Genomic DNA, 10113 nt, shown 5'->3' with positions numbered 1-10113 from the left:
GGTTGGCCTTGCGGGCGTTAGGGGGAGTAGAGGTGGTTTTTTAGTGGGAGGGCACTTAATTTTGGCTGAAGGCCATGAAGTCCTTAAGGCGTGCCCCCGGGTAGAGGCGCTTAGCGTAGGCTTCCATCCGCGCTTTGGCCTCTTTCTGGGGGATGGGCTGGGCCTCCGCAGGGTAGACCGCCATCATGCCCATCATCCCCTGGCCGCCCATCATGCCGTAGCCCCCCATCCCCGGACCAAAACCCCCCATCATGCCCTGGGTGAGGGCAAGGCCTAAAAGCGCCAGGGCCAGAACCCCTAAGGTCAAACCGTAGCGTTTCATGCTTCACCCCCCTTTTCCAGTTCCTTCCGCAACCCCTTGTAGGTTTCCTCGTCCAGTTCGCCCCTGGCGTACCGGAGGCGCAGGGCCTCCAGGGCCGTATCCTTTTTCGGCTCCCCACTTCCCCGTTCCCAGGCCCGAAGGCCCAGGTACAGGAGAAGTCCCAAGAGGGCCAGCACCAGGAGCATGTTGAGAAGCCCGAAGAACCACCCGAAACCCATGCCGCCCCAATCCATCATTCCCACGATCCACCCCCACCTGTACCCTAGGCCGGTATTGTTAAGCTGGCATAAAGGGGCTTTACCGGTGCTTAACGTTTGGCCCTTAAGCTGAGGGCATGCGAAGAGGGCTCCTGGCGCTGGGTCTTGTTGCCCTGGGCCTGGTGGGGTTGGCCCTGGAAAGCGGACTACTGGAGGAGGTTTCCCGAAGCCTTTACCGGACGGCCAACACCCTGTACGCTTTCCTGGCCCCCTGGGTAGATGGGCTGAGGCGGGAAGTGGGGGTTCCTTGGCTTTCCGCTTTCCTTCTTGGGGTCTTGGCGGCCTTTGCTCCCTGCCAGGTCACCACCGGGGCCACCGCCCTGGCCTATCTGGCTCCTTCCGCCCTCGAGGAAAGGGCCTGGCCCAGGTTCCTGGCCTTTCTCCTTGGGAAGGCCTTCACCTACTTGGTGCTCGCTGGGGTGGTTCACTTCTTTTTGGCCGGAACCTTGGACAACCCCGGGGCCATCTTCCGCCCGGTGCGGCTGGCCCTTGGGCCCTTCATGGTCCTGGTGGGCTTGGGGCTCTTGGGGGTGGTGCGCTGGCCCCTGGCCTGGGCGGCGCCGGATGGCTGGGTGGTCCGGGTGGGGGCGTGGGGTGGGCTTCTTGGGCCCCTAGCCCTGGGTGGGGTTTACGGCTTGGCCTTCTGCCCCACCCTCTTCTGGCTTTTCTTCGGGCTTCTACTTCCCTTGGCCCTGGCCTCGCCCTTTGGGTTTGTCCTTCCCCTGCTCTTCGCCCTGGGGACGGGCTTTCCCCTGGGTTCCCTCCTCCTCCTTTTCGCCCGCATGGGCCGAGGCCAGGCCCTTAAGGGAATGCGCCGTGTGGGAAGCCGTCTTCTAAGGGGTGCAGGTGGGGTCTTCGTGGCCTTGGGGATTTTGGACACGGTTCTTTACTGGAACCTCTGGCATGGGAGGTAAGGGGATGAGGAAGGGCTTAAGGGCTCGGTTTTTCGCCGCCCTCCTTCCCGCCCTTTCCCGGGGGCACGTGGCCTTGAGCGAACCCTGGCGGAAGAAGCTCCTGGGAAGCCTGGCGGGAAAGGTTTTGGAGATCGGCCCGGGAACGGGGGTTAACCTGGCCTACTTGCCGGATGGCGTCTGCTGGATTGGCCTCGAGCCCAATCCCTACTTCCACCCCCGCCTCCAGCGGGCCTTGAGCCTCAAGGGGCTTCCCGGCGAGGTTCTTTTAGGCCGGGCGGAGGCCATCCCCTTGCCGGAGGGAAGCGTGGAGGCCGTGGTGGCCACCTTGGTCCTTTGCTCGGTGGAGGATCCCAAGCGGGCCTTGGGGGAGATCCTCAGGGTGTTGAAGCCCGGGGGGCGTTTCGTCTTTTTGGAGCACGTGGCCGCCCCCCAGGGTTCCTGCCTGCGCCGGGCCCAGGATCTTTTCTGCCCCCTTTGGACGTTTCTGGGGGACGGCTGCCATCCCAACCGTGAGACCTTAGCCCTTATTCGGGAGGCCGGGTTTGCCCGGGTGGAGGCGGAGGCCTTCGGCTTACCCCTTCCCCTGGTGGCCCCCCATGTGGCCGGGGTGGCCTGGAAGGGATAGCCCTCAGCGCCCTCGCCAGAGGGTACCCCTTGCGTCCACCCAGGCCAGCAAACCCTCCTCCTGGGGATGGGCAGCCAGGGCTAGGACCGTGCCCTGCCAGAGCCTGCGCCATCCCCTTTCCGTCTGCTGCCAGAGGCCAAGCTTTCCTCCCAGGTAAAGGACGCCGGAAGGGGAGAGGGCTAAGGGTCCCGGGACGGGGTCTGGGGCGGGAATGGGGCGGAAGCTTTTGCCCCCATCCTCGCTCAGGAAGAGCCTCCTTTCCAGAAGGGAAGCCCAGAGGCGGCCCTTTAGGTCCACCAGGAAAAAGGCCATCCCCACCTTGGGCAGGCCCCGGGCGGTAAGCCTCGCCCAGGTCTGCCCGCCGTCCTGGCTGCGGAAGTAGCCGTAAGTGGCCTCGAGGGCGTAGTGGACCTCAGGCTTCCTGGGATCGATGGCATAGGCGTGGAGGTCCAGGGCAGGGAGGCCCTTGGGCCTTAGGTCACGGAAGCGTTGGAGATCCCGGCTTTCCGCTAGGACCCAGTGCCCAGCCACGATGAGGCGCCTGCCGTCCCAGGCCAGGTTCATGGCGTCCCAGTCCCGACGCCGCACCAGGTCCCGGGGGGCGCCGTTGGTCCAGGCGACGATGCCGTCGTGGTGCCCCAGGAGCAAGACTCCCGAGGGGTGCCACAAGAGGGCGTGAACGTCCCGGGTGGGCACCGGGCCCAAGGGAGTTTGGGCCAGGGCGAGGCCGAGGAAGAGGGTAAGGGTTAAAGGGCGCATGGCGTTTTACCGTGAGGTGAGGTGGAAGCCTGTAAGGCAGGTGGGGTTTTGGCTGAAGGTGCCCACGGGACCGGTGGCTGCCAGGTTCCCCCGGCGGATCTCCAGGGTATAGCGGCGGTTTCTGGGCAACCAGAGCTCAAAGAACCCGTCCTTTCCCGTTCTGACCTGGGTCGTGAGCACCTCCTTCTCCCCCTCCAGCACCCGAACCTCAAAGACCTCCTCCTGGAGTTCCCCGGTACAGCTGGAGAAGTAGTGGACCTGGCAGGGATGGGTACGGCTCACGTAGGGAGCTATCGCCAGGAGGAAGCGGTCCTTGAGGGCCACCTGGGCCTTGCGGCCGTCCGGAAACTGGAAGAAGAAGGCCTCGGGGGTCACGTAGCTCACCACCCTTTGCCCTTCCTCCCGCCACCGCTTGGCCAGGGCCAGGGCCTCTTCGGGCTTCAGGCCTTTGAGGGTTTCGGGGGAAGGAGTCTGGGCTAGGCCTAAAGCCACACCTAAGGCAAGCGCCAGAAGCTTCCTCATGGCACCCACCCTAAGCCTTTCCCGTTAAGCCCGTGTAAAGGGGCAGGGTGAAGCAGAAAAGGCTTCCCCGGCCCAACTGGCTTTCCACCCAGATCCTTCCCCCCATGGCCTCCACCAGACCCTTGGCGATGGTGAGCCCTACCCCTGTGCCTCCGTCTTGGCGGCTGCGGGAGGGGTCTATGCGGTAGAACCGTTCAAAGATGTGGGGGAGGTGCTCCTTAGGTATACCGGGCCCGGTGTCCTCTACCTGAAAGGCCACGGACTGGCCCATGGACTCCGCCCCAAGCCTCACCCTTCCCCCCTCCGGGGTGTGGCGGAGAGCGTTGGAAAGCAGGTTGGCGAGCACCTGGAGGGTCCGTTCCTCGTCGGCCCAGACCCGGGGGAGAAAGGGGGGGACCGCCACCTCCAGGGCCACTCCCTTGGCCTGGAAGGCGGGGCGGAAGCGCCCCGCCGCCTGTTCCAGGAGGCCTTTGGGATCCAGGGGCTCGGGGTGAAGCTCCACGGCCCCCGATTCCACCTGGGAGACCAGGGAGAGGTCCCGGACCAGCCGGCTCATGGCCCGCACCTCCTGCTGAATCCTTTCTGCCGCCTTTTCGGGCTCCATGACCCCATCCGCCAGGGCCTCGGCGTAGGCCTGCAGGGCGGACAGGGGGGTCCTGAGCTCGTGGGCCACGGTGCCGATGAGCTCCACCCGGCTTTGTTCCACCCGCTCCAGGGCCTCAGCCAGGCGGTTGAAGTGCAGGGCCACCTCGCCGAGCTCGTCCCGTTCTAAGGAGGGAAGGCGCACCCGGTACTCCCCTTGGGCCATGCGGCGGCTTCCCTCGGCCAAAAGCCTGGCGGTGCGGGAGAAGCGCAGGCTGGCGAAGGAGGCGGAGAGGGCGGCCCCAAGCACGGATAGGGGGAGGGCGGCGAGGAGGGCGGTGGTGAGGGTGGAGCGGAGGCCCTCCTCGAGGTCCCGCCTCAAGGCCTCGCCCATCATGAGCCCACCCATCATGGAGAGGGCGTGGTACATGCGCTCCACATGCCCCCGGTAGAAGGAGGGGGCCAGGGCCTCCGCCAGGAGGAAGAACAGGAACAGGGCCAGGAGGGCTACCAGAAGGTGGCTGAGAAAGAGCTTAGCGAAGAGGCGCATCGATTTCCCGGAAGCGGTACCCCACTCCCCTTACGGTTTCTATGAACCGGGGGTTTTCTGGATCGTCCATGAGCTTCTTTCTCAAGGCAGCGATGTGCACGTCCACCACCCGGTCTATGCCCGGGAAATCCGGTCCCCACACCTTTTCCAAGAGCCTTTCCCGGGTGAAGACTATGCCGGGGTGCTGGGCCAGGGTAAGGAGGAGGTCAAACTCCAGCTGGGAAAGAGGAAGGGGCTTGCCCTCCAGGTAGGCCTGGCGCTCCTTGGGAAGAAGGCGCAAGGGACCATAGCTGAGCTCCTCCTTGAGGCCGGCCCGCCTTAGGAGGGCCTTGACCCGGGCCACCACCTCCTTGGGGCTGAAGGGCTTGACCACGTAGTCGTCGGCCCCTAGCTCCAGCCCCTTCACCCTTTCCTCCTCCTCCCCCCTGGCCGTCAGCATGAGGATGGGAAGCTCGGGCCTTTCCCGGCGCACCTCCTCCAGGACCCTAAAGCCATCCAGCTTGGGCAGCATGAGGTCCAGGATCACGAGATCGGCACGGGGAAAGAGTTCCAGGGCCCTTTCCCCATCCTGCGCCTCCAAAACCTCAAACCTAGCCCCCCTCAGGTAGGCCCCCAGGACCTCGAGGAGGGCCGGGTCGTCGTCCACCAGGAGAACCCTCATGCGAGCTCGCGCTTCATGCGCTCAAAGGTTTCCTTGTCGATCTCCCCCCGGGCGTACCGCTCCCTTAGGATCTCCAAGGCCCTGTCCCGGCGCTCCGGTGCTAGGCTCCGCACCAGCCAGTAAATGAAGAGTCCCAGGAGGACAAACCAGAGAAGGCCAAAAAGAGGCCCCCACCAACCCATGTATCCCCAGTTGCCGCACCACCACATACGTTCACCTCCCGTCTGCACCTTAGCCAGGTGTCGTTAAGCTCCGGTTAAGCTCTGGGGCCGGAATCCCTTCAGCCTCAGGGAGTTGCTGAGCACGAAGAGGCTGGAGAGGCTCATGGCACCAGCTGCCAGCATGGGGTTTAGGAGAAGCCCGGTGAAGGGGTAGAGGACCCCGGCGGCCACGGGGATGAGGAGGAGGTTATAGGCGTAGGCCCAGAAGAAGTTGAGGTAGATGGTCCTCAAGGTACGCCGCGAGAGGAGGATGGCGTGCACCAACCCTTCCAGGCTTGGCGAGAGCAGGATCACATCCCCCGCCTCCACCGCGATGTCCGTGCCCGTGGCCAGGGCGATGCCCACATCGGCCTGGGCCAAGGCGGCGGCGTCGTTGATCCCGTCCCCCACAAAGATCACCTTCCGCCCCTGGGCCTGCAGGTGCCGTATGGCCTCCACCTTACCCTCAGGGCGTACCCCGGCCAGGACCTCCTGGATTCCTAGGGCTTCGGCCACCCGCCTTGCCGGGACGGGGTGGTCCCCGGTGAGGAGGACGGGCTTGAGGCCCAGGGCCTTTAAGGCGGCCACCACCCGCTTTGCCTCGGGCTTGGGGGGGTCAAAGACCCCGAAGGCGGCCAAAAGCCTTTCCCCATCCGCCAGGTAAAGGGGAGTGTAGCCCTTTTGGGAAAGCTCCTGGGCTTCTTGGGGAAGGGGTACCTTGAGCCGCCCCATAAGGGCCGGGCCCCCCAGGTAAAGCCTCCGGCCTTCCACCACCCCCTCGATCCCCTCCCCGGGCAGGGCCCGCACCCCTTCAGCCTCGGGTAGGTTAAGGTTTCTGGCTGCTTCCAGAACCGCCTTGGCGATGGGGTGCTCGCTTCCTCGCTCCAAGGCGGCAGCAAGCCGCAAGGCCTCTTCGGGCTTCAGGGCGAACCCAAGGGTCTCCGTGAGGGTGGGTTTTCCTTGGGTGAGGGTCCCCGTTTTGTCCAAAACCACGGTATCCGCCCGGGCCAGGCCTTCTATGGCTTGGCCCTTGCGGAAGATGAGGCCCATTCCCGCCGCCCTTCCCGTGGCTACGGCGATGGCCGCTGGGGTGGCGAGGCCCATGGCGCAGGGGCAGGCGATGAGGAGCACGGAAAGAAGGGCCACAAAGGCGTAGGAGAGGCCGGGCCCCAAGAGGAGCCAAAGCCCGAAGGTGACCAAGGCGATGAGGAGCACGATGGGCACGAAGACGCTGGCGATGCGGTCCGCCACCTCCTGCACCCGGGGTTTGTAGGCCTGGGCTTCCTCCACCAGGCGGGCCATCTGGGCCAGGACCGTGGCCTCCCCCACCCGGCTTACCCGGACGAGGAGGGGGCCTTCCCCGTTCACCGTTCCCCCCACCACCTCATCCCCTGGCCCTTTGGCCTTGGGGATGGGCTCCCCGGTGAGCATGGCCTCGTCCACATGGCTGAAGCCCTCCACCACCACCCCGTCCGCGGGAATGCGCTCCCCGGGAAGCACCCGCACCAGGTCCCTAGGGATGAGGGCCTCGGCGGGGATTTCCCTTTCCTTCCCCTCCTGAACCACCCGGGCGGTCTTGGGCCTTAAGGCCAGAAGCTTGCGGATGGCCTCCGAGGCCTTCCCCTTGGCCTTTTCCTCCAGGTGCTTGCCCAAAAGGATCAGGGCCAGGATCACCGCACCCGCCTCGAGGTAGAGGTGGCGGGCCTCCTTTGGGAAAAGGGTGGGGAAGAGCAGGACCAAAAAGGAGTAGAGGTAGGCGCTTCCTGCGCCTAGGGCCACCAGGGTGCTCATGCCCAGAGCGCGGTGCCGCATCTCCGCCAGGGCCTGGCGGAAAAAGCGCCGGCCGGCGTAGAGGACGGGGAGGGCGGTGAGGGCCTGGAAAAGAGGGGGGAGGTGGGGAAGGGGAAGGAGCATGGGCCCCATGGCCAGAAGGAGAGTGAGGAAGGCAAAGGGCAGGGCGAGGAGGAGATCCGTGGGGTAAGCGGGAGCCTGCTTTTCCTCCTGGGCTACCTCCAGGGGTTCGTACCCTGCATCCCGGATGGCCTGGCGCAGGCGGGGGAGGGTCACGGTGTCGGGGAGGTACTCCACCAGGGCCTTTTCCGTGGCCAGGTTGACGTTTGCGGAAAGGACCCCGGGCAGTTTCTTCAAGGCCCTTTCCACCCGGGCCACGCAGGCGGCGCAGGTCATGCCCCGGATGGGGATCTCCACCCGGGCCACCACGGGTTCGTAACCTGCCTCCTCCACCTGTTTTAGGACCTCCTTGAGGTCCACCCCTTCCTGTAACCGCAAGAAGGCTTCCTCGGTGGTGAGGTTAACCCGGGCCTCCTCCACCCCGGGGGCGCGCTTGAGCGCCCTTTCCACCCGCACCACGCACGAGGCGCAGGTCATGCCCTTTACCCCTACCTTCACTTCCAGTGCCATAGCCTCATACCCTCCTTGCGGACACCCCTTTGCTCTCCCCAGGCTGGTGCGCCCTTTGGCCTACGCCCGCCGAGGACCGGGAGGGGGTCAACGGTACTTGAGGGCCTCCATCAATTCCTCCACGATCTCCTCCACATCCCCCCGCTCGTGGGCGGTGGCCACGTGGTCCCTGAGGTGAGCTCTTAGGACCATCTCCCCCACCCGGTCCAGGGCGCCTTCCACCGCCTTGAGTTGCTTAAGCACGTCCACGCAGTAGACGTGGGGATCCTCCAGCATGCGCAGGATACCCTCGAGGTGACCTTTGGCGGAGAGGAGACGCCTTTGGGCCTCTTCCCGCACCTTGGGGTCCAGGTGGAGGTGGTGGCGGGGCATAGGGCCTCCTTAGCCCGCCAGGGCGGCCCGGTAGCCCTCCTCCTCCACCGCCCGGATCAGGGCCTCGGGATCCACCTTCCCCTCCACCAGGGCCTCGGCCCGTTCCAGGCTTACCTCGGCCTTCTCCACCCCCGGCACCCTCATGAGGGCCTTCTTGACCGCCATCACGCAGTGTTTGCAGGTCATGCCTTCCACCTTGAGCTTAAGCATCCTTCCACCTCCCCCCCACCCCAGGTGGGGTGGGTATCCCTAGCCTAGCCCTCCTCCCTCCTGCCGTCAAGGACAAAGGCCCCAAGGAAGACTTGGGGCCTGGTGGATGAGTGGGCGTTTAGAGGTCCAGGAGGATGGTATCCCCCTCCAACCTGGCGGGGAAGACCTTGACGGGCCTGGGGGCGGGAAGGGTCTGCCGGCCTGTTTTCAGGTCAAAACGGGCCCCGTGCCGGGGGCAGATGATCTCTCCGTCTTCCACATCCCCCTCGTGGAGGGGGCCGTCGTCGTGGGTGCAGACGTCCTCCAGGGCAAAGACCTCCTCCCCGGTGTAGAGGAGGAGGATGGGCTTCTTGTGCTCGGGCCTTTTGACTACCAGCCTGCCGTTTTCCAGATCGCCCAGCTTGGCCACCGGGGTCCACATGGCTTCAGATTCTAACCTTTTCCTCGATCACCGCCTCGAGGTGGGCCCTTAAGGCCTTCAGGGGAATGCGGTTAAGGACGTCCGCCAGGTGGGCCTTGACCAAGAGCTCCTGGGCAAGGCTCTGAGGCAGGCCCCGGGACTGCAGGTAGAAAAGCTGCATCTCGTCCACGGGGGCGGTGGTGCTTCCGTGGGTGCAGCGCACGTCGTTGGCCCCGATCTCCAGCTGGGGGATGGAGTCCACCCGGGCGGTGGGGGAGAGGATGAGGTTGCGGTTGGCCTGGTAGGCGTCGGTTTTCTGGGCCCCCCGTTCCAGCTTGATGAGGCCGGAGAAGACCGCCCGGGCCTCGTCCTTCACCGCTCCCTTGTAGAGGAGGTCGCTTCGGGTATGGTGCTCCACGTGGTGCTGCAGGGTGTAGTGGTCGAAGTGCTGGAGGCCGTGGCCGAAGTAGAGCCCCAGCATCTCGCTTTCCGCTCCCGGGCCCAATAGCTCCGAGGCCACCTCGCTCCGGGCGTAGCTCCCACCCAGGTTTACCACCAGGTCGTTTAAGGCGGCATCCCGCTCCAATAGGGCCCGTTGCCGGTGGAAGTGCCAGACCCCGTTGCCCAGGGTCTGCACGTGGGCGTGACGCAACCGGGCCCCTGGCCTCAGGACCATCTCCGTGGCGGAGAGGTGTAGGGTGGGAGGGAGGTCCAAGGAGAGGTACTCCTCGATGTAGGCGGCCTTGGCGTTATCCTCCAGGAAGAGGAGGCTCCGGCCCGCCGAGGCCTTGCCCCCTTCCAGCACCTTGAAGACCCCCAGGGGCTTCTCCACCTCGAGCCCCGCGGGCACGTAGAGGAAAGCCCCGTGGGTGAAGAAGGCGGAGTTTTCCGCGGCGAACTTGTCCTCCACGTAGACCCCCTGGAAGAGGCTGGCCTCCACCTGGGCGGGGTGGGTGGTCATGGCCTCGGCCAGGCTGGTGAAGACCAGGCCCTTGGCGGAAAGCTCCTCCGGCACCTCCGCATAGACCAGGTCCGGGCCCACGAAGACCAGGAAGCCCGAAACATCCGTCTTCTCCAGGCGGCGCTTCACCAGCTCGGGAAGTTCGTCCCGGGAGAGCTTGCGCCCCATAGGGGTTTCCACCTCCCCTTCCAAGGGGGCCTCGGAGAGATCCGTGTAGCGCCAGGCCTCGTCCTTTCGGCTGGGGTAGGGGAGGCGGGCGAAGGCCTCGAGGGCCCTTAGCCTTTTCTCCAGCACCCAGCCCGGCTCCTTTAGAGCCTGGGAGATGGCTTCCACCTGCGTTTTGTCCAGTACCTGCAT

General features: G+C 65.5%; 13 protein-coding genes and 1 pseudogene. 2 read left to right on the top strand and 12 right to left on the bottom strand.

The window, feature by feature from the left end; all coding sequences use genetic code 11:
• Positions 1-58: 58 nt before the first annotated feature.
• Positions 59-322: pseudogene (locus L0C59_RS07470) on the bottom strand (peptidase M4); the annotation flags it as partial.
• Positions 319-558: an SHOCT domain-containing protein gene (locus L0C59_RS07465; protein WP_243090731.1), complete on the bottom strand. Its 240-nt coding sequence runs from the start codon at positions 556-558 to the stop codon at positions 319-321. The gene L0C59_RS07465 and the pseudogene L0C59_RS07470, both read right to left, overlap by 4 nt.
• Before the next feature lie 98 nt (positions 559-656).
• Here L0C59_RS07465 and L0C59_RS07460 point away from each other — a divergent pair, with 98 nt between their 5' ends.
• Positions 657-1493: an urease accessory protein UreH domain-containing protein gene (locus tag L0C59_RS07460; protein ID WP_243090730.1), complete on the top strand. Its 837-nt coding sequence runs from the start codon at positions 657-659 to the stop codon at positions 1491-1493.
• A 4-nt stretch (positions 1494-1497) separates the two neighbouring features.
• Positions 1498-2118: a class I SAM-dependent methyltransferase gene (locus L0C59_RS07455; RefSeq protein WP_243090729.1), complete on the top strand. Its 621-nt coding sequence runs from the start codon at positions 1498-1500 to the stop codon at positions 2116-2118.
• A gap of 3 nt (positions 2119-2121) precedes the next feature.
• Here L0C59_RS07455 and L0C59_RS07450 read toward each other — a convergent pair whose 3' ends face one another.
• The 10 genes from L0C59_RS07450 to sufD form a co-directional block, all read right to left on the bottom strand.
• Positions 2122-2877, bottom strand: coding sequence for a WD40/YVTN/BNR-like repeat-containing protein (locus L0C59_RS07450; RefSeq protein ID WP_243090728.1), 756 nt, complete (start codon positions 2875-2877; stop codon positions 2122-2124).
• Positions 2878-2883: 6 nt separating this feature from the next.
• Positions 2884-3399 (bottom strand): CueP family metal-binding protein, encoded by a 516-nt coding sequence (locus L0C59_RS07445; RefSeq protein WP_243090727.1) that lies wholly within the window; start codon positions 3397-3399, stop codon positions 2884-2886.
• Between the two features lie 10 nt (positions 3400-3409).
• The gene (locus L0C59_RS07440; protein WP_243090726.1) at positions 3410-4531 is read right to left on the bottom strand and encodes a sensor histidine kinase; all 1122 of its coding nucleotides are present in this window, start codon (positions 4529-4531) and stop codon (positions 3410-3412) included.
• Positions 4515-5192 carry a response regulator transcription factor gene (locus L0C59_RS07435; protein WP_243090725.1) on the bottom strand — a complete coding sequence of 226 codons (678 nt, stop codon included), beginning with the start codon at positions 5190-5192 and terminating at the stop codon, positions 4515-4517. Before L0C59_RS07435 ends, L0C59_RS07440 begins: the two co-directional genes overlap by 17 nt.
• Positions 5189-5401 (bottom strand): SHOCT domain-containing protein, encoded by a 213-nt coding sequence (locus L0C59_RS07430; RefSeq protein WP_243090724.1) that lies wholly within the window; start codon positions 5399-5401, stop codon positions 5189-5191. Before L0C59_RS07430 ends, L0C59_RS07435 begins: the two co-directional genes overlap by 4 nt.
• A gap of 36 nt (positions 5402-5437) precedes the next feature.
• Positions 5438-7813: a heavy metal translocating P-type ATPase gene (locus tag L0C59_RS07425; protein ID WP_243090723.1), complete on the bottom strand. Its 2376-nt coding sequence runs from the start codon at positions 7811-7813 to the stop codon at positions 5438-5440.
• Positions 7814-7900: 87 nt separating this feature from the next.
• On the bottom strand, positions 7901-8185 hold the full coding sequence (locus L0C59_RS07420; RefSeq protein WP_243090722.1) for a metal-sensitive transcriptional regulator: 285 nt from the start codon (positions 8183-8185) through the stop codon (positions 7901-7903).
• Positions 8186-8194: 9 nt separating this feature from the next.
• Positions 8195-8395 (bottom strand): CopZ family metallochaperone, encoded by a 201-nt coding sequence (locus tag L0C59_RS07415; RefSeq protein WP_243090721.1) that lies wholly within the window; start codon positions 8393-8395, stop codon positions 8195-8197.
• A 118-nt stretch (positions 8396-8513) separates the two neighbouring features.
• Positions 8514-8816: a Rieske (2Fe-2S) protein gene (locus tag L0C59_RS07410; protein ID WP_243090720.1), complete on the bottom strand. Its 303-nt coding sequence runs from the start codon at positions 8814-8816 to the stop codon at positions 8514-8516.
• 4 nt (positions 8817-8820) lie between these two features.
• Positions 8821-10113, bottom strand: a complete 1293-nt coding sequence (sufD, locus tag L0C59_RS07405; RefSeq protein ID WP_243090719.1) for a Fe-S cluster assembly protein SufD — start codon at positions 10111-10113, stop codon at positions 8821-8823.

It is taken from the genome of Thermus neutrinimicus (assembly GCF_022760955.1).
Lineage (GTDB): Bacteria > Deinococcota > Deinococci > Deinococcales > Thermaceae > Thermus > Thermus neutrinimicus.
This window is presented reverse-complemented; position numbering and strand designations above follow the sequence as displayed.

What these genes read in the sequence shown, in the direction of transcription:
- L0C59_RS07460 (WP_243090730.1), top strand. Translation starts at nt 657, where the DNA reads ATGCGAAGAGGGCTCCTGGCGCTGGGTCTTGTTGCCCTGGGCCTGGTG.
- L0C59_RS07440 (WP_243090726.1), bottom strand. Translation starts at nt 4,531, where the DNA reads ATGCGCCTCTTCGCTAAGCTCTTTCTCAGCCACCTTCTGGTAGCCCTC.
- L0C59_RS07450 (WP_243090728.1), bottom strand. Translation starts at nt 2,877, where the DNA reads ATGCGCCCTTTAACCCTTACCCTCTTCCTCGGCCTCGCCCTGGCCCAA.
- L0C59_RS07435 (WP_243090725.1), bottom strand. Translation starts at nt 5,192, where the DNA reads ATGAGGGTTCTCCTGGTGGACGACGACCCGGCCCTCCTCGAGGTCCTG.
- L0C59_RS07410 (WP_243090720.1), bottom strand. Translation starts at nt 8,816, where the DNA reads ATGTGGACCCCGGTGGCCAAGCTGGGCGATCTGGAAAACGGCAGGCTG.
- L0C59_RS07425 (WP_243090723.1), bottom strand. Translation starts at nt 7,813, where the DNA reads ATGGCACTGGAAGTGAAGGTAGGGGTAAAGGGCATGACCTGCGCCTCG.
- sufD (WP_243090719.1), bottom strand. Translation starts at nt 10,113, where the DNA reads ATGCAGGTACTGGACAAAACGCAGGTGGAAGCCATCTCCCAGGCTCTA.
- L0C59_RS07465 (WP_243090731.1), bottom strand. Translation starts at nt 558, where the DNA reads ATGATGGATTGGGGCGGCATGGGTTTCGGGTGGTTCTTCGGGCTTCTC.
- L0C59_RS07455 (WP_243090729.1), top strand. Translation starts at nt 1,498, where the DNA reads ATGAGGAAGGGCTTAAGGGCTCGGTTTTTCGCCGCCCTCCTTCCCGCC.
- L0C59_RS07420 (WP_243090722.1), bottom strand. Translation starts at nt 8,185, where the DNA reads ATGCCCCGCCACCACCTCCACCTGGACCCCAAGGTGCGGGAAGAGGCC.
- L0C59_RS07445 (WP_243090727.1), bottom strand. Translation starts at nt 3,399, where the DNA reads ATGAGGAAGCTTCTGGCGCTTGCCTTAGGTGTGGCTTTAGGCCTAGCC.
- L0C59_RS07415 (WP_243090721.1), bottom strand. Translation starts at nt 8,395, where the DNA reads ATGCTTAAGCTCAAGGTGGAAGGCATGACCTGCAAACACTGCGTGATG.
- L0C59_RS07430 (WP_243090724.1), bottom strand. Translation starts at nt 5,401, where the DNA reads ATGTGGTGGTGCGGCAACTGGGGATACATGGGTTGGTGGGGGCCTCTT.